Source organism: Flavobacterium cheonanense, assembly GCF_039539185.1.
GTDB classification, from domain to species: domain Bacteria; phylum Bacteroidota; class Bacteroidia; order Flavobacteriales; family Flavobacteriaceae; genus Flavobacterium; species Flavobacterium cheonanense.
In genome coordinates this window covers 43,003-59,551 of record NZ_BAABCT010000010.1, presented here as the reverse complement: position 1 = coordinate 59,551, position 16,549 = coordinate 43,003, and the positions used below count along the sequence as shown (strand labels likewise).

Annotated in this window: 19 protein-coding genes; 7 read left to right on the top strand and 12 right to left on the bottom strand. The window is 31.3% G+C overall.

What is annotated here, in order from left to right; genetic code table 11:
* Positions 1 to 269: 269 nt before the first annotated feature.
* From ABD766_RS14050 to ABD766_RS14040, 3 genes are read right to left on the bottom strand one after another with little or no spacing between them, the layout of a single operon-like run.
* Positions 270 to 644, bottom strand: coding sequence for a YchJ family protein (locus ABD766_RS14050; RefSeq protein WP_344817274.1), 375 nt, complete (start codon positions 642 to 644; stop codon positions 270 to 272).
* 6 nt (positions 645 to 650) lie between these two features.
* Positions 651 to 791: a hypothetical protein gene (locus tag ABD766_RS14045; protein WP_344817273.1), complete on the bottom strand. Its 141-nt coding sequence runs from the start codon at positions 789 to 791 to the stop codon at positions 651 to 653.
* Between the two features lie 2 nt (positions 792 to 793).
* A complete protein-coding gene (locus ABD766_RS14040; protein WP_344817272.1) occupies positions 794 to 1,360 on the bottom strand; it encodes a DUF1543 domain-containing protein in 567 nt (188 codons plus the stop codon).
* Between the two features lie 90 nt (positions 1,361 to 1,450).
* Here ABD766_RS14040 and ABD766_RS14035 point away from each other — a divergent pair, with 90 nt between their 5' ends.
* Positions 1,451 to 1,960, top strand: coding sequence for a hypothetical protein (locus tag ABD766_RS14035; protein WP_344817271.1), 510 nt, complete (start codon positions 1,451 to 1,453; stop codon positions 1,958 to 1,960).
* A 68-nt stretch (positions 1,961 to 2,028) separates the two neighbouring features.
* Here ABD766_RS14035 and ABD766_RS14030 read toward each other — a convergent pair whose 3' ends face one another.
* Complete coding sequence (locus ABD766_RS14030; RefSeq protein WP_344817270.1) at positions 2,029 to 2,982, bottom strand: TerC family protein; 954 nt, start codon at positions 2,980 to 2,982, stop codon at positions 2,029 to 2,031.
* A 122-nt stretch (positions 2,983 to 3,104) separates the two neighbouring features.
* Between ABD766_RS14030 and ABD766_RS14025 the strand changes: the two genes are divergently transcribed.
* Together ABD766_RS14025 and ABD766_RS14020 are read left to right on the top strand one after the other, a co-directional pair.
* Positions 3,105 to 3,734 carry a T9SS type A sorting domain-containing protein gene (locus tag ABD766_RS14025; RefSeq protein WP_344817269.1) on the top strand — a complete coding sequence of 210 codons (630 nt, stop codon included), beginning with the start codon at positions 3,105 to 3,107 and terminating at the stop codon, positions 3,732 to 3,734.
* A gap of 256 nt (positions 3,735 to 3,990) precedes the next feature.
* The gene (locus ABD766_RS14020) at positions 3,991 to 6,180 is read left to right on the top strand and encodes a glutamine synthetase III family protein (RefSeq protein ID WP_344817268.1); all 2,190 of its coding nucleotides are present in this window, start codon (positions 3,991 to 3,993) and stop codon (positions 6,178 to 6,180) included.
* Positions 6,181 to 6,247: 67 nt separating this feature from the next.
* Here the strand turns inward: ABD766_RS14020 and ABD766_RS14015 are convergent, their stop codons facing one another.
* Both ABD766_RS14015 and ABD766_RS14010 read right to left on the bottom strand, forming a co-directional pair.
* Entirely contained in the window at positions 6,248 to 7,378 is a 1,131-nt protein-coding gene (locus tag ABD766_RS14015; protein WP_344817266.1) for a cadherin repeat domain-containing protein, read from the bottom strand.
* Positions 7,379 to 7,406: 28 nt separating this feature from the next.
* Complete coding sequence (locus ABD766_RS14010) at positions 7,407 to 7,859, bottom strand: T9SS type A sorting domain-containing protein (protein WP_344817265.1); 453 nt, start codon at positions 7,857 to 7,859, stop codon at positions 7,407 to 7,409.
* A gap of 114 nt (positions 7,860 to 7,973) precedes the next feature.
* On the opposite strand from ABD766_RS14010, the gene ABD766_RS14005 reads away from it, so the two are divergent.
* The 3 genes from ABD766_RS14005 (at position 7,974) to ABD766_RS13995 (ending at position 10,879) form a co-directional block, all read left to right on the top strand.
* On the top strand, positions 7,974 to 8,828 hold the full coding sequence (locus ABD766_RS14005; RefSeq protein ID WP_344817264.1) for an OmpA family protein: 855 nt from the start codon (positions 7,974 to 7,976) through the stop codon (positions 8,826 to 8,828).
* 4 nt (positions 8,829 to 8,832) lie between these two features.
* Positions 8,833 to 9,624, top strand: coding sequence for an OmpA family protein (locus ABD766_RS14000; RefSeq protein ID WP_344817263.1), 792 nt, complete (start codon positions 8,833 to 8,835; stop codon positions 9,622 to 9,624).
* 76 nt (positions 9,625 to 9,700) lie between these two features.
* A complete protein-coding gene (locus tag ABD766_RS13995; RefSeq protein WP_344817262.1) occupies positions 9,701 to 10,879 on the top strand; it encodes an AIR synthase related protein in 1,179 nt (392 codons plus the stop codon).
* 36 nt (positions 10,880 to 10,915) lie between these two features.
* Here ABD766_RS13995 and ABD766_RS13990 read toward each other — a convergent pair whose 3' ends face one another.
* Together ABD766_RS13990 and ABD766_RS13985 are read right to left on the bottom strand one after the other, a co-directional pair.
* Positions 10,916 to 11,206 (bottom strand): hypothetical protein, encoded by a 291-nt coding sequence (locus tag ABD766_RS13990; protein ID WP_344817261.1) that lies wholly within the window; start codon positions 11,204 to 11,206, stop codon positions 10,916 to 10,918.
* A 248-nt stretch (positions 11,207 to 11,454) separates the two neighbouring features.
* Positions 11,455 to 12,072: a T9SS type A sorting domain-containing protein gene (locus ABD766_RS13985; protein ID WP_344817260.1), complete on the bottom strand. Its 618-nt coding sequence runs from the start codon at positions 12,070 to 12,072 to the stop codon at positions 11,455 to 11,457.
* 196 nt (positions 12,073 to 12,268) lie between these two features.
* Here ABD766_RS13985 and ABD766_RS13980 point away from each other — a divergent pair, with 196 nt between their 5' ends.
* The gene (locus ABD766_RS13980; RefSeq protein ID WP_344817259.1) at positions 12,269 to 12,697 is read left to right on the top strand and encodes a hypothetical protein; all 429 of its coding nucleotides are present in this window, start codon (positions 12,269 to 12,271) and stop codon (positions 12,695 to 12,697) included.
* Positions 12,698 to 12,741: 44 nt separating this feature from the next.
* Here the strand turns inward: ABD766_RS13980 and bamJ are convergent, their stop codons facing one another.
* Genes bamJ through ABD766_RS13960 form a run of 4 tightly spaced genes read right to left on the bottom strand, consistent with a single transcriptional unit; the run spans position 12,742 to position 16,525 of the window.
* Positions 12,742 to 13,800, bottom strand: coding sequence for a BamJ family beta-barrel-assembly machinery protein (gene bamJ / locus ABD766_RS13975; RefSeq protein ID WP_344817258.1), 1,059 nt, complete (start codon positions 13,798 to 13,800; stop codon positions 12,742 to 12,744).
* Positions 13,801 to 13,832: 32 nt separating this feature from the next.
* On the bottom strand, positions 13,833 to 14,951 hold the full coding sequence (locus tag ABD766_RS13970) for a peptidylprolyl isomerase (protein WP_344817257.1): 1,119 nt from the start codon (positions 14,949 to 14,951) through the stop codon (positions 13,833 to 13,835).
* 11 nt (positions 14,952 to 14,962) lie between these two features.
* Positions 14,963 to 15,517, bottom strand: a complete 555-nt coding sequence (gene gldI, locus ABD766_RS13965; RefSeq protein ID WP_344817256.1) for a gliding motility-associated peptidyl-prolyl isomerase GldI — start codon at positions 15,515 to 15,517, stop codon at positions 14,963 to 14,965.
* A 3-nt stretch (positions 15,518 to 15,520) separates the two neighbouring features.
* Complete coding sequence (locus ABD766_RS13960) at positions 15,521 to 16,525, bottom strand: DHH family phosphoesterase (RefSeq protein ID WP_344817255.1); 1,005 nt, start codon at positions 16,523 to 16,525, stop codon at positions 15,521 to 15,523.
* Positions 16,526 to 16,549: the final 24 nt, after the last annotated feature.

Here is a 16,549-nt window from a genome sequence, read left to right as displayed (position 1 = left end):
ATGTTGGTAACTTTTTTAAAACCCGAAGGGAATTTTTTAAAAAAAGTTATCAATCTTCCGATTACAAATCCGTATTTTTGAATTAATTAATAACCTAAAAATGGTCAACGTATTTTAGGACATGACACAATTAAAATTGGCTTGGTAGTAATTGGAGGTGCAATGTATTTATTTGGACCAAAAGACGAAGAGGATACTCCAGAAGAAGGTAGTCCAAAAGAACCAACAGAGGAATAAATACTAAACCGAAGCTTTTGTCTTCGGTTTTTTTATTGATAGGTTCCATCAACATAAAACCAAGTTCCATTTTCAAAAGTAAATGTTGAATGTTCATGATGGATTTGTGCTTTCAATTGGTAATCCAAATAGTAAGCTTTAAAAGTTACTGTAGTTTCTGTACTTGCTATTACCTCAAGTTTTATCCATTGGTTGCTTTTGCTCCAAGCTAAAATATCAGATTTTTTATGAAATTTTCTGGTGCTTGAATGCGTTGTTGCAACTAAATAATCAGCTTCACCAGTTGCAAAAGCAGAATATCTTGAACGCATTAATGCTTCAGCAGTTGTAGGTTTTTGAATTCCTTTGATGTAAATTTCACAACAATTTTCAAAAGTTTTTGAACTTCCACAATAACAATTCGTCATAGAAAACTACTCTTTTTGCTCGTTAAATTTTCGAACCATTGCTTTTAGTTTTTCTTCACGTGCTGTTTTTTTTGCTTTGGCTTTGTCTTGCGCCTTATGGAGTTTGTCGTTGTGCGCTTTGATGTTTTTATCTGTATTTCTGCTCATAATTAAACAATTTTATCAATTTTTAAATAACCAATATGCAAAACATCTTCTGATGAACCTTCTTCTTTTTTAGAGATTGAAATATCAAAATTATCTTTGAAAATGGGTGCTAAAATTTCTTTTACGTTAAACGCATCATCAATGTCAATTCCGAATTTATCATCAATGTGAGAAGTCGCTCCTTTAAAAGTGCAATGTTTGTAAAAAGTTGTTGCTTTAGCTTTTTTGGAAGCTTCTGCTAATGTTTCACCTACTGCAAGAACTTTATAATGATATTCTTCAAATTCATTTTCTCTGTAACCACCAAGATTGATAAAAAATAAATTATCAGAAGAAGCGATTGCTTTTCCTTTTGGAAGAATTTCAATTTGAAAATTATCCACATTTGTAACTTCTCTCCAAGCGTCTATGTGAATTCTACCTTTGGCTTCTGGCCAAAATGCCTTCATATTTGGAATTAATTCTTTCAATGATGTTCCAATTCCAAAAAAAATATCGTGTTGCTCTGTATATCTGCCTTCAGGACGACATCCAAGCATTATCATATATAATTTATTCTCGTTTTTCATTTTTCAAAGGTACAATTTTTTATAAAAAGAAATTTTTGGCACAACAATTGAATAAGGTTAAATATCATTAATCATTAAAACCAAAATATTATGAGAAAAATTACTTTATTGTTAGCATTTATCGGGATGATAAGTCTAAACAGTTGTACAGTTAACGAGGTAAGAGACACGCCAATTGATAATGATACTATCAGTGAAGTTTTTGAAGTAACACGTTCTTTTACGCCTTCAAATAATTTTTACAATTTCATTGTTTTACCATACACTACTTACAGTTCTGATATGATTTTAATGTATAGATTGACAAGCACATCTGGACCTGATGTTTGGAAAATGCTTCCAGAAACCTATTTCTTTAATGACGGAACATTAGATTTTGGTTACGATTTTAATTTCACACAAAATGATATTGAATTGTTCATGCATGGAAATGATTTAGGAACAGTTTCAAATAACTTCAGAATAAATCAAGTATTTAGAATAGTAATTGTTCCTGGGTTTTTTGGAAAAAGCGCTACTAATACAGTTGACTTAAACGATTACAATGCAGTTATAAAAGCATATAATATCGATGACTCTAAAGTAAAAGTATTAAAATAAAATAGATTTGGTTAGTCTATAGTTTGTTTGTTTGGATAGAGGTTGTGAGCAATTACAGCCTCTTTTTTTTATGCCTCTTTTTCTTCGTCTTTAGCCTTAGATAATGAAACCAAAATCCCTCCAAGTAAAGCCAATGCAATAAATCCTAAAGAAACCCATTCTGGAAATTTGAAATGGTGAATGATTAACATTTTAATTCCAACAAAAGTCAAAATGGCAATCAAACTGTATTCTAAGTAGCTGAATTTTTCTAACATATTGGCTAGGAAAAAATACATAGAACGCAATCCAAGAATGGCAAAAATATTAGAACTAAATACTAAAAAAGGATCGGAAGTAATGGCTAAAATAGCAGGTACGCTATCCATTGCAAATAATACATCCATTAATTCTATAACTATAAGTGCTACAAATAATGGTGTAGCAAAAGTAAATCCTCTTTTTTTAATAAAGAACTTTTGTCCTTCCATATGCATAGTTACGGGCATAACTTTTCGCATATTTCTAAAAATAAACGATTTTTTTGGATTAAATTGTTCTTCTTCTCCTTTGAATAACATTTTGGCTGCAGTAAATATTAAAAAAGCACCAAAAACATAGGTCATCCAACTGAATTTATTGATAAGTAAAACACCAAAATAAATCATTAAACCTCTAAAAATAATGGCGCCAAGAATTCCCCAAAACAAAACGCGATGCTGATATTTTTGTGGAATTTTAAACGATGCAAAGATTACTGCAATTACAAATATATTATCAACACTTAAAGAAAGTTCAATTAAATAACCAGTAATGTACTTCATTACAGCTAAATTGGGTGTAAGTTTTGTCGGATTATCAATGTAACCATTTTGGTAAATCCAATAAACCACTCCTGAAAAAAGAAAAGAGATAGTTACAAAAATACCAGTCCATTTTCCAGCTTCTTTTGAAGATATAATATGAGGCGTTTTATTGAAAACACCTAAATCTAATGCTAAGAAAAATAAAATTGAAGCTATAAATATAATCCAAACTATCATAATTGTTTTATTTGTTGCAAAGATATCATTTTGTTAGTAATGTAAAATTGGTTTTTCATAAAGTTTGTAATTTTGTTCATTCAAATAAAAGCTATATATTTGAGAATCAATTTATATATTCTATGAGAAAAATATATTTTATTTTGGTAGTGTTTTGTTTTGGGTTCATGGCTAGCGCACATTGTCCAGCACCAACAAATGTTATTGCGGTTGACAATACACTATTAAATAGCTCTATAGAATTAAGCTGGACAGAAAACGGTACTGCAAGCGCTTGGCAAGTTTTAATTCTACCAAATTTTAATGTTGGAACTCAAATACCTTCCTTTGGGTGGGTTATGACTTCAACCAATCCATTTACTATTGTTGGCGTGCCTCCAAGTACTCAATGTTATGCTCTTTTTGTTAGGTCTGCTTGTTCTCTTTCAAATGTAAGTCCTTGGTCAGCAGTTGGAACTTCGGTTTGTTCATTATTGACAATAAATTATCTTGCAACCTTGTCAAATGATAGTTTTGAAAATAATGATACTAACAGACTCACATTGTTTCCAAATCCAACTAATAATATTCTTAAATTAAATAGTAATTCACCTATTGACAAAGTAATAATTTCAGATTTCTTGTGTAAAGTTATTTTAGTGCAAACTCAAGGTACAAATGAAATAAATGTAGAAAGTCTTTCAAAAGGAATCTATATTGTTGAGGTAATTTCAGGAAAAGACACGTTTTTTAGTAAGTTTATAAAAGAGTAAACTAAATAAAATGATATAAGGACCGATAAATTTAATTATTTATCGGTTTTTTATTTAATCATAAATCCAACATTACAAATTCCAAATTACAAATTCCAAAATCCAAAATTTCAAATAGTAAAATTGGAGTTTGGAATTTAAAAAATTGGAATTTATTAATTTTACCCCTAAAAAAATAGGGTATAATTATTTTTGAATGAAAATATTATTATATTTGCATCAAAATATAAGGGTATAACTTTTAAAAATTAATTTTATGTCAACTTTACGTTTTCAAGCATTAAAAGATGCATCGGCTAGAAAGCCAGTAAAATTTGAAGAAGCTGGAAGAAAATCAGCTCTTTTTGGTTCAAATGTTTTTAATGACAAAGCAATGAAGCAATTTTTGACTTCAGATGCTTATAAAGGTGTAAAAGATGCTGTCCAACACGGAACTAAAATTGACAGAAAATTAGCCGATTATATTGCAATGGGTATGAAAGAATGGGCTTTGTCAAAAGGCGTAACTCATTATACACACTGGTTTCAACCATTAACTGGAACAACTGCCGAAAAACATGATGCTTTCTTCGAAACTTCATACGATGGTTCTGATCCAGTTGAAAAATTTGGAGGAGGTCAATTAGTTCAACAAGAGCCAGATGCTTCTTCTTTCCCAAATGGCGGAATTAGAAACACCTTCGAAGCTCGTGGATATACTGCTTGGGATCCAACTTCTCCAGCATTTATTTTCGGTACAACTTTATGTATTCCAACAGTTTTCATCTCTTATACAGGTGAAGCTTTAGATTATAAAACACCACTTTTACGCGCATTAAACGCTGTTGATGAAGCTGCAACTGAGGTTTGTAAATATTTTGATAAAAACGTTAAAAAAGTAACAGCAACTTTAGGTTGGGAGCAAGAATATTTCTTGGTAGATGCTTCTTTGGCAAATTCTCGTCCTGATTTAGTAATGACAGGAAGAACGTTACTTGGACACACTTCTGCAAAAGGACAACAATTAGACGACCATTATTTTGGTTCAATTCCTTCTCGAGCTCTTAATTATATGAGAGAGTTGGAAGAAGAATGTATGTTATTGGGAATTCCAGTAAAAACACGTCACAATGAGGTGGCTCCAAATCAATTTGAGTTAGCTCCAATTTTTGAAGAAACTAATTTAGCGGTTGATCACAACTCTTTATTGATGGATGTGATGTCTAAAGTAGGTGAGCGTCATGATTTCATGGTTCTTTTTCACGAAAAACCTTTTAAAGGTGTAAATGGTTCAGGAAAACATAATAACTGGTCGTTGGCTACCGACACTGGAGTGAATTTACTTTCTCCAAGTAAAACACCAATGAGTAATTTACAATTCTTATCGTTTTTTATCAATACAATCAAAGCGGTAAATGAATATGAAGAATTACTTCGTGCAGCTATTGCTACTGCAAGTAATGACCATAGATTAGGTGCAAATGAAGCGCCACCGGCAATTATCTCTGTTTTCATTGGAGAACAATTGACAAAAGTTTTAGCTGAATTAGAAGGTGTTTCAAAAGGAAAATTATCTCCAGAAGAAAAAACCGATTTAAAACTAAATGTTGTAGGTAAAATTCCAGACGTAATGTTGGATAATACTGATAGAAATAGAACATCTCCATTTGCTTTCACAGGAAATAAATTTGAATTTAGAGCCGTAGGTTCTTCTGCAAACTGTGCTAACGCGATGACAACTTTGAATTCTATCGTTGCAAAACAATTGAAAGAGTTCAAAAAAGAAGTAGATGCTTTAATTGAAACTAAAGATTTAAAGAAAGACGAAGCAATTTTCAATGTATTAAGAGAATACATCAAAGAAACTAAAAACATCCTTTTTGAAGGTGATGGATATAGTGATGCTTGGGAAAAAGAAGCTAAAAAACGAGGTTTAAGTAATCACAAAACTACTCCAGCGGCTTTGAAAGCTAAAGTTTCTAAAAAAGCATTGGATTTATTTAAAGACTTAAACGTAATGAACCACGTTGAGGTAGAAGCACGTTACGAAATCGAATTGGAAGAATACACTAAAAAAATTCAAATTGAAGGAAGAGTTTTAGGTGATATCGCAAGAAATCACGTGATTCCAACAGCTATTCGTTACCAAAATACGTTAATTGAAAATGTTCGTGGTTTAAAAGAAATCTTCGGAAAAGATTTTGAGAAAATTGCAAAAGAACAAATCTCTTTAATCAAAGAAATTTCGGCTCACATTGAAGGAATTAACTCAAATGTTGAAGCTATGACAGAAGCTCGTAAAAAAGCAAATGCTTTAACCGATGCTCAAAAAATGGCAGAAATGTACTGCGATAAAGTAAAACCATATTTCGAAGTTATCAGAGAACACTGTGATAAATTAGAACTTTTAGTTGATGACGAAGTTTGGACGTTGACTAAATACAGAGAGTTATTGTTTACGAGGTAGAGTTTAAAACTTAAAAAAATCCCATTTCACTTTATACGAAATGGGATTTTTTGTTAGTTAAAAATTTTTATAATTGGGTTATTGTATAGGTTCCAGAACCATTAAAATTTAAGATTAAATCTATTCTATAATTTTTTGGAATTGAATTCGCTCCTGGAAAATTTATTACCGATGATGAAGCAGCTAAATCTAGAGTTCCATCATTAAATTGATCTCCCATAAGTTCAGAACCAGACGCGAAAGGTATTGGTACATCAAAATAAAAACTACCATTTTGATTGGTTATACCATTAAAAAAATAGGATATTGTATTGGTTGCTACATTGTAGGATATTTGAGAAGGGTTTACAAAAGAGCCTTGGATACTTATTTGTGGTACTCCATCAGATATAAAAAAAGTGTAATCTGATATATTATGTGGTGATTGTTCATCTCCTAAACCAACAAGATAAAACCCACTTGAAGCTACAGTATAAGAATTTCCATTAGGCGTTAAATTTAATGATCCGTTTAACCCAAGTACTTGTGCAGAAGAATTATTAGCAGGTAAAAATTTTAATTGTGTTCCTGCAGTTAAATATTTGTAACCATAAAATATAGAGCCTAAATAGGTGCTGATTTGAAATTGAAGTGCATTAGACGCATTAAAACTATTAAAACTGCCATACATGTAAAGTGAGTTTGGGCCAGTTCCTGAGGCTGAGGAAGTTGGCAACGATAACTGCCCACTATCATTAACGGTTAATTGATATGGCGTTCCATTTGGCGAAACCAAAGTAATACCTTCACCAGGTGAAGTTATTAAACTGTCTGCTGCAAGTGCATAAGGTACACTCAAAAGTTGCGTAGTTCCAACTAAAACATAACTTGTTCCGCCTGCAACATCCATTTCAACTTTTAAAAATTTTGCATTTGCAGACCAATTTATCGTATTAAAAGTTCCAGTTGTAGGTGTTCCTTGTCCAATTACTAAATTGAAAAGCCCTTGAGCATTAGTGGTTTTGGTGTGAGTTTCGGTATATAAAACTGTTCCAGTTGCCGAATTATTTAAAATAGATAATCGTATCCCAACATTTGAACTAACAACTGGATTTCCTGAGTTATTTAAGGCAATTGCTTGATAAGAAATTCCTTGTGGTACTTGTGCAAATATTGCTGTAGAAATTAAAAAAATATAAAGGCTAATTATTCTTTTCATACTTGTTTTGATTTTAAAATTGTTTTTTCTAACGTTTGATTATTTTGAAGGAGTTGAATTTTTTATTTGAAAATTGAATCAAGTAGATACCACTTGATAATTTATTTAAATCTAAAGAATTATTATTTTCAATCTTACTTTCCAAAACTAATTGTCCAGTAGTATTGTAAATTGATACATTTTCGTTCAAAAGATTTTCAGAAGTCTTAAAATAAATTGTTGCAATAGTTGGATTAGGATAAACCACAATATTTTCCGAAATTTCAAATTGCGAAACTTCTAATTGTTGTTGATTTACTTGTGTTAAAATCCCTATTAACCCAGAGTTGGATTGATTTTGAGTAGGAACAATAACGATTTCCCCAACTGATAGAGAAGTATTTGATGCAATTAAACTACCTGAGTTAACAGATTGTATTAAAGTTTGTGATTTACAAATAGTTGTAATAAACACAAAAAGTAAAAATAATTTATTTTTCATTTTTTCATTTTTTTCCAAATTAGTAATTTTTTTTTCAAAATTAGTAAAAATTATTATTCCATTAAGATAGATAGCTAAAATAAAATAAATATTCTGTATTTTCGTTTCATGAATATGAAGAAACTTTTACTCTACACTCTGTTTTTAGTTTTTTTTCAAAATGCTAAAGCTCAATTACAATTTGTTGTTTATTTTGACAACAACAAATTTCAACTGAATAAAACTGAACAGGCAAAATTAGATAAATGGATACTAGAAAATAAAACCTCTAAAATTTTATCAATTACTGGTTCTACTGATGAAGTTGGTTCGTCAGGATTTAATGATACGCTTTCTCAAAAACGTGTCAACTCTATTTATTCTAAAGTGAATGGGAAGATAAAAATAAGAGAAGATTTTAAAAGTATTTCTCTTGGCGAAAAAGGAGCAACTTCTCCAAATAAAGCTGAAAATAGAAAAGCAATAATTCATTATATTCTTGAAAAAGACTTAGCTCGAGAAAACGAAATATTAGGAATTAAACCCAAAGTTGTGGTCGAAGAGGAAATTATTCCAATAGAGGAAGAAAACATGAATTTTCCGGAAGGAGCAACTTTAGAGGATAAGATTGAACTTTCTACCAAAGGAACCTTAATCCGATTGGAAGATATTAATTTTCATGTCAATACATTTGCTATAATTCCATCGTCTAAAAAATCTATCGATGAATTAATTTATGTTTTAAAAAAATATCCAAAGCTAAAAATTGAAATTCAAGGACATATTTGTTGTGTAAATAAAGACGCAAGAAATCTTTCTCTAGACAGAGCGCGTCAAGTAAAACGAATCTTAATGTCGGAAGGAATTGACGATAAAAGAGTGAAAGTAAAAGGATTTGGAGTATCAAAACCTAAGTTTGCTATTCCAGAGAAAAGTGAATTTGAAGCTGCTCGAAACAGAAGAGTTGAGATAATGATTTTAGACAAATAATCTTATGAGAAAATATCTATTTCTTATTGTTTTCTTTACCTTTTTTGCTCAAGCACAAGAGAAACTCAACGTGTATTTTGATTTTGACAAATACAATTTGAATGACGAAGCTATCAGAAAAATTAACTCTTGGATTGCAGAAGGAAAAAACTATCAAGTAACCAAACTTTATGGTTTTTGCGATTGGAAAGGATCGAATTCCTACAATGATACGCTGGCTTTAAAAAGAGTAAATGAAGTCTATAATTTTTTGAAAGAAAGTGATATTGAAGTTAAAAAAGATATAGAAATTCGTGGTTTTGGAGAAGATTTTGAACAATCAAAAAATCAAGGAGAGAATAGGAGAGTAACCATCATTTTTCAAGAAAAAAAGGAAATTATTGTAGCAGATAAAAAGCCAGAAATCCCAAAAGAACTTCTTAAAGACAAAGTGAAATCAGCCAAAAAAGGCGATTTGATTAAATTAGATAATATTTATTTCTATAATAATTCGGCTAAAGTAGTGCCCAAATCGGAACCAGTTTTATACGAATTACTTTGTATTATGGTCGATAATCCTAAGTTGGTGATTGAAATTCAGGGACATATTTGTTGTAAGTCGCCAACACAAGAAGATCCAATTTCTTCGGCTCGTGCTAAAGCGGTTTACAATTATTTGATTCGAAATAAAATTGATAGAAAACGAATGACTTTCAAAGGATATGGTGTTTCGAGACCTATTCATCCAATTCCAGAGAAAAATGCTTTGGAAGAAGATGAAAATCGTAGAGTTGAAATTTTAATTGTTGAAAATTAAATATAAAAATTCTCCTCCGAAATCGGCTTTCTGCAATCTTTGAATTATCTTTGCCCAACAACGCAACAACTACACAATGAGTTCTGATAATAGCCAACGCTACGCCATGCGCGGAGTTTCTGCCTCTAAAGAAGATGTGCACAATGCCATCAAAAACATTGATAAAGGATTATTCCCAAAAGCATTCTGCAAAATTGTTCCCGATTATTTAACCAACGACGAAGACTATTGTTTGATAATGCACGCCGATGGTGCTGGAACAAAATCCTCTTTGGCTTATATGTATTGGAAAGAAACTGGCGATATTTCGGTATGGAAAGGCATTGCTCAAGATGCTTTAATCATGAACATTGACGATTTACTTTGCGTAGGAGCAACCGACAATATTTTACTTTCATCAACTATAGGAAGAAATAAAAACTTGATTCCGGCTGAGGTGATTTCGGCAATTATCAACGGAACAGAAGAATTGATTCAAGAGTTAAAATCGTTTGGAGTAACCATTCATTCTACTGGTGGAGAAACAGCTGATGTTGGCGATTTGGTAAGAACAATAATCGTTGATTCAACGGTTACGGCTCGAATGAAACGCAGCAAAGTCATTGATAATGCCAATATAAAACCTGGCGATGTAATTGTTGGAATGGCAAGTTTTGGACAAGCCAATTATGAAAAAAGTTACAATGGCGGAATGGGAAGCAACGGATTAACATCAGCGCGTCATGATGTTTTTGCGAACTATTTGGCAGACAAATTTCCAGAGAGTTTTGATAGTTCTGTTCCAAAAGATTTGGTGTATTCTGGTAACATAAAATTGACCGATGCTGTTGAAAATGCTCCAATTGATGCCGGAAAATTAGTGCTTTCACCAACACGTACTTACGCACCAATTATCAAAGCTATTTTAGATAAATATACTTCAAGTGACATTCACGGAATGGTGCATTGTTCTGGAGGAGCACAAACTAAAGTATTGCATTTTGTAGATAACGTTCATGTTATCAAAGATAATTTGTTTCCAGTGCCACCATTATTTCAGTTGATTCAAGAGCAATCTAAAACCGATTGGAAGGAAATGTACCAAGTGTTCAACTGCGGTCACCGTATGGAAGTTTACGTTCCTCAAGAAATTGCCAACGATATTATAGCGATTTCAAACTCTTTTGGTGTGGAAGCTCAAATTGTAGGTAGAGTAGAAGCAAGCGAAACCAAGAAACTGACTATCGAAAGTGAGTTTGGGAAGTTTGAGTATTAGTTATTAATACTACAGACTTAAGTTAATTGCGGTTGTTTAATCTTCGTTTGCAAAATAGACAAGCAAGCATATTACAAATATTCCAAATTCGATTATTGATAATTTTTTAGTGTCAAAAAAAGATGCCAACATTCTGTCGACTGCTAACAAAATTGCTAATCCAATTACAATTCCGAAAACTAAAACTCCGCCAAGGCTTGCTCCACCTTTTAATGTCAAACAATATGCACCAAAAGGAATTCCTAATACTATTCCAATAACTGCAATAACAGCTACAAAAGTTGGTTTATATTTTTCAAATCCATTATATATTTCTTTTTTTGTCAAGATAAAAGCATTTAATATTAAGCGCAATCATAATAACTAAAACGATTTCAATTCATAAATATTCAGTAATTGGAAAATTTTTGTATTCTAGTTTTGAATCTTTCCAAATGGACAAATAGGATAATAGGTAACAAATAAATAAATCGTTATTAATAAGAATATTATTTTTTATTTATAATATTTCATGTGAAACCTAAACCAAAATTTATTACAAAATTTACATTCTTACCAAGCTGTTGGCAGAAGATTTAATTTTTAATTAATTTTTTAGTTGACTTTTGTCCATTCTCGGTTTCAAGTTGAATTAAATAGTTTCCGATAGTTAAACTTTCAACATTTATTTGTTCGTTAAATTTTGAATTTCCACTTATTATATTTCTTCCTGTTAAATCAAAAATTTTGTATTTAAAATATTCGGATGAATTTTCTTTGTTTTTAATTGTAATGAAATTATTTGTTGGATTTGGATAAATTAAAATTTTGCCATTAAAACTCTCAAAATCGTTTGTTGATAAATTTTGATCAATTATCATAGTTCCATCTAAACATCCTGTATTTACCCAACCAGTAAATGGTGGTAATAAACCAGTTGGTACTGCAATATTACTAAAACCATCATCGGTTAAATCTCCTTCAGCATATAAAACCCATTTAACATTATCAAAACCAACTCCAATAACTACACTTTCTCCATCAATAACAAAAGTTTGAGTATAGTTGTTTTTACCATTTACTTGTCCATTGTATGTATAAGTACCACTTGCATAAGAACATTCACCTGTAATTATTACGTTTATAGGATTTTGTGCATTTAAATTGTTTTGAAAAGAGATAATTAGTAGAAAAATAAAGATAATTTTTTTCATTTTTTATAATATATTTAATTTAACTTATTTTTTGTTTTCGAGTCTTCTTTTTACAGTGATTTAATAATTTTCAGCTAACTTAAAAAGTGTAGCTACAAAAGTAAAAAAATCCTCACAACAACTTCCGTAAAAATACCAAAACTTCTTTAACTTCTTAAAAAAAACTTTGCGACCTTTGTGATTAAATACAAATGAGATGAAACTAAACCCAAAAAACGGAATCGATAGTTTGCTTTTCGGAATGAAGCAACAAGATGTAACGGCACTTTATGGAGCTCCAGATAAGAAGTTTGAAGATGATGATAACAACATAATCTTTTTGTACAACCAGCATAAACTTCGTCTAACGTTCTATGAAGATGAAGATTTTCGTTTGGGTTATATCATCACTTCCAATGAAAATGCAACTTTATTAGACAAAAAAGTAATTGGATGTAATGTAAAAAGTCTAATAGCCGATTTGCCTTTCAAATCTTGGGAGAAAGAAGATTTCGATTCTACAGAAAATCATTTTAATGAAAGCAATTGGCTAACATTACAATCGGAATATGATTTAGTTATAAGAATCGAATTAGGAGCCATTATAAAAGATAACGACGAATTTGATTGGAAATTTAAAGGATAAAAAAAAGAGGCTGTCTACTATTTTTAAGACAACCTCTTCGTTTATTATTGTTGATTGATTTTGATTAACTCAACTTCAAAAATTAAATCTGAATTTGGAGGAATAACACCGCCAGCACCTCTTTCGCCATAAGCTAATTTTGAAGGAATTAAGAATTTGTATTTAGAACCTTCTGTCATCAATTGAACACCTTCTGTCCAACCAGGAATAACTTGGTTCAATCCAAAATCAATTGGTTGACCTCTTTGAACGCTACTGTCAAAAACTTTACCGTCTAGTAAACTTCCTGTGTAATGAACTTTTACATTACTTGTAGCTACTGGTTTTGCACCAGTTCCTTCTTTTAAAACGATATATTTTAAACCACTTGAAGTTGTTTTAGCAGTTTCAAATTCTTTTAATGCTATAGCATTGGCAGCAGCTTTTGCAGCAGCTTCTTTAGCTTCTTCAGCAGCTTTATTTGTGAAATAATCTTCAAATACTTTAGTAGCATTAAATTTTGATGCTTCGTTACCTTTTCTAACAATAGTTATTTTATTAATAACATCGTTTTGCTCAATAGCATTTACAACTTCCATCCCAGTTACAACAGAACCAAAAACGGTATGTTTTCCATCCAACCAAGATGTCTCTTTGTGGGTAATGAAGAATTGCGAACCATTAGTTTTTGGTCCAGAATTCGCCATAGAAAGAATTCCGCCTTTGTCATGTTTTAAATCAGTGATTTCATCTTTAAAAGCATATCCAGGTCCACCTGTACCATTTCCAAGTGGATCACCACCTTGAATCATGAAATCTTTAATTACTCTGTGAAATTTCAATCCATCATAGAATTTTTTTCCTTTATAAGTTTCAGAAACCTTTGGATTTGTACCTTCCGCCAAAGAAATAAAGTTAGCAACAGTTATTGGAGTTTTTTTGTACTCTAAACGAAGTACAATTTTACCTTTAGTAGTTTCAATCTCTGCAAAAATCCCATCATTCGGATTGGCAACTTTAGCAATTACTTGAGTAGTTGGTTTTTTAACGATTTTCTTCTTCTTAGTTTGAGCATTCGAAATTGTTAATCCTAAAAAGAATAACAACATGATTTTTAATTTCATTTTCATTGTTCTAGTTTTAATCGGTTTTTTAATTATAGTTTTTCTAATATTTCAACTTCAAAAATAATATTCGCGTTCGGTGGAATTACATCTCCAGCTCCATTTTCTCCATAACCTAAATTAGATGGAATAAATAAAATGGCTTTATCTCCAATATTTAATAGCGACAATCCTTCTTCAAATCCAGGAATAGCAGCACCTTTAGAACCACATTGAAATGGCAATGGACTATAACCATTCTGAGAAGCTCGTTGCGGATCTAATTTTCCGAAAGCATTTGCTATTTCGGCTGAGCTGGTATCAAATAATGTTCCATTCTCTAAAAATCCTGCATAACTAACAAATATTTGAGAGCCAGCTATCGGTTTTTTACCTGTTCCTTTTTCTAAAATAGCATATTGTAAACCAGAAGGTAATTTTTTTGATGCGGCTTTTTGTTCTGCAAAAAAGGCAATTTTATCAGTAATAGCTTTTTTAAGCGTTGCAGCATCAATAGCAGCTTGCTTTTTCTGTTTTTCAGATTCTACTTTAAAGTAATCACTGAAAACTTTTACAGCATCAAATTTTTTAGCTGCTTCTCCTTTACGAATGATTTTAACCGAATTAATGGCATCGTTTTGAACAATTGTATTTACTACTTCCATTCCGTTTTCTACAACGTGACCAAAAATAGTATGTTTTCCATCTAACCAAGGAGTGTCTTTAATAGTGATAAAAAACTGGCTACTATTTGTTGCAGGACCAGAATTTGCCATTGCTAATAATCCACCTTTATTGAATTTTAAATCGGTAATTTCATCTTTAAATTTGTATCCACAATCACCAGAACCATTCCCAAGTGGATCACCACCTTGAATCATAAAGTCTTCTGCATCACCATTACATTTAGAAATAACTCTGTGAAATAATAAATTGTCATATAATGGTTTGTCTTTCAAATTTTCTGAAACAAACGGATTGGTTCCTTCTGTTAAAGTCACAAAATTTGCCACAGTAATTGGAGTTTTTTCATATTCCAATGCCACTAAAATAGTTCCTTTTGAGGTTTCAATTTCTGCGTATAATCCGTCTTTTAAGTTGGTGTGTTCGTCTTTACATCCTACAAAAAACGTTGTAATAACTGCTAATAGTAAAATTATTCTCTTTTTCATTTCTATTTAATCTATTGTTTGTTTTCGGGTTTAAAATCGTTTAAAGTTACTGTGCAAATTAATGGTTCGTTAGTTCCAATTCTTCTGTCGTCACCATGATAACCAAAGGCTAGGTGAGAAGGAAACAAAAAAGTCACCGTTTCTTTTTTGCGCATTTGTTTTATACCATGACGTAAACCAGACATGATGTTTTGTTTGTCAACCAAATAAGTTTGTGGTTTAAGTTCAAGTTGCGAATAAATAACATTTCCTGCAATATCTTTGATTTCGTAATCAAAAAAGGCAACATCACCTTTTTTAGGACGCAAAGTATCGCTGTCATTTTTTACATCATAATGGTACCAATATCCTTTTTGGGAAGTCAAGTACTTAATTTGAGGATTGCTCTTGATGATAGAATCTATCTGCTTTTCTTCACCTTTAATCAATTTTTTATTGCGCTCCACAGATTCATTCATGAAAGCTCCAGAATTTCTTGAAATTGGCATTCTTGCTTGTTGCTCTTTACAACCAATTAAGGTTAAAAGAACAAAGATAAAAACAACACTAATTTTTATATTTCTCATAATTTATAGTTCAATTTTAGAAATGATTTGTTCAAATTTCTTTATAGTATTTGCCAAGGAATCATAAGATTTTCCTCCAGCCGCATTGATGTGTCCACCACCGCTAAAATGGTCTCTAGCAAATTGATTTACATCAAAATCACCTTGGGAACGAAACGATATTTTAATAATATTCTCGTCTCTATGTTCGATGAAAATAGCTGCAAAAACGATACCTTTTATAGTCAACCCATAGTTAACGATTCCTTCTGTATCACCTTTTACGTATTTAAATTCGTCTAATTCCTTTTGAGATAACGAAATATAAGAAGTTTTCTTATCGAAAAGCACTTTCATATTCTGCAAAGCTCTTCCCAATAATTGCAATCTATCATAAGAATTATTATCGAAAAGTAAATTCGGAATTTCTGTATTTTCAACACCTAAATCAATGAATTCTGCAACAATTCTATGCGTTGTTCCTGTTGTTTTTGGAAATCTAAAACCTCCAGAATCTGTTAGGATTCCGGTGTAAAGACAAGTTGCAATGGTTTTATCGATTAGGGCTTTTTGATTCAAATATCCAATGAAGTTGTAAATCATTTCACAAGTCGAACCAAATGAAGTATCTGAATAAGTGAACGTTGCATACGAATCAGGCAATTGATGATGATCAATCATAATCATTGGAGCAGAAAGTTTGCTTAAAACTTGTTCCATTTCTCCAGTTCTGTGCAAAGCATTGAAATCTAAGGTGAAAACCAGTTCGGCATCGTTAAGAATTTTAGTGCAATTAACTCTGTCATTTTCATAAACCAAAACCGTTTCTGAAGATGGTAACCATGCTAGAAATTCAGGGAATTCATTGGGTGCAATTACTACTGGTTTATGGTTTAATTTTAATAAAAAATGATACAAACCAAGCGTCGAACCCATGGCATCACCATCGGGACTTCGGTGTGGAATAATTGCAATTTTCTTTGGAGAAGCCAATAACTCTTGAATGGCTAAAATGTCTTTTTCGTTCATAGGTTGCGAAAATACTAAAAATTA

Excerpts from the sequence above, each read along its gene's own strand:
- ABD766_RS14015 (WP_344817266.1), bottom strand. The coding sequence starts at position 7,378 with ATGAAAAGAATAATTAGCCTTTATATTTTTTTAATTTCTACAGCAATA.
- ABD766_RS13980 (WP_344817259.1), top strand. The coding sequence starts at position 12,269 with ATGAAACTAAACCCAAAAAACGGAATCGATAGTTTGCTTTTCGGAATG.
- bamJ (WP_344817258.1), bottom strand. The coding sequence starts at position 13,800 with ATGAAATTAAAAATCATGTTGTTATTCTTTTTAGGATTAACAATTTCG.
- ABD766_RS13985 (WP_344817260.1), bottom strand. The coding sequence starts at position 12,072 with ATGAAAAAAATTATCTTTATTTTTCTACTAATTATCTCTTTTCAAAAC.
- ABD766_RS14040 (WP_344817272.1), bottom strand. The coding sequence starts at position 1,360 with ATGAAAAACGAGAATAAATTATATATGATAATGCTTGGATGTCGTCCT.
- ABD766_RS14020 (WP_344817268.1), top strand. The coding sequence starts at position 3,991 with ATGTCAACTTTACGTTTTCAAGCATTAAAAGATGCATCGGCTAGAAAG.
- ABD766_RS14000 (WP_344817263.1), top strand. The coding sequence starts at position 8,833 with ATGAGAAAATATCTATTTCTTATTGTTTTCTTTACCTTTTTTGCTCAA.
- ABD766_RS13995 (WP_344817262.1), top strand. The coding sequence starts at position 9,701 with ATGAGTTCTGATAATAGCCAACGCTACGCCATGCGCGGAGTTTCTGCC.
- ABD766_RS14010 (WP_344817265.1), bottom strand. The coding sequence starts at position 7,859 with ATGAAAAATAAATTATTTTTACTTTTTGTGTTTATTACAACTATTTGT.
- gldI (WP_344817256.1), bottom strand. The coding sequence starts at position 15,517 with ATGAGAAATATAAAAATTAGTGTTGTTTTTATCTTTGTTCTTTTAACC.
- ABD766_RS14005 (WP_344817264.1), top strand. The coding sequence starts at position 7,974 with ATGAAGAAACTTTTACTCTACACTCTGTTTTTAGTTTTTTTTCAAAAT.
- ABD766_RS14045 (WP_344817273.1), bottom strand. The coding sequence starts at position 791 with ATGAGCAGAAATACAGATAAAAACATCAAAGCGCACAACGACAAACTC.
- ABD766_RS13970 (WP_344817257.1), bottom strand. The coding sequence starts at position 14,951 with ATGAAAAAGAGAATAATTTTACTATTAGCAGTTATTACAACGTTTTTT.
- ABD766_RS14035 (WP_344817271.1), top strand. The coding sequence starts at position 1,451 with ATGAGAAAAATTACTTTATTGTTAGCATTTATCGGGATGATAAGTCTA.
- ABD766_RS13960 (WP_344817255.1), bottom strand. The coding sequence starts at position 16,525 with ATGAACGAAAAAGACATTTTAGCCATTCAAGAGTTATTGGCTTCTCCA.
- ABD766_RS14030 (WP_344817270.1), bottom strand. The coding sequence starts at position 2,982 with ATGATAGTTTGGATTATATTTATAGCTTCAATTTTATTTTTCTTAGCA.
- ABD766_RS14050 (WP_344817274.1), bottom strand. The coding sequence starts at position 644 with ATGACGAATTGTTATTGTGGAAGTTCAAAAACTTTTGAAAATTGTTGT.
- ABD766_RS14025 (WP_344817269.1), top strand. The coding sequence starts at position 3,105 with ATGAGAAAAATATATTTTATTTTGGTAGTGTTTTGTTTTGGGTTCATG.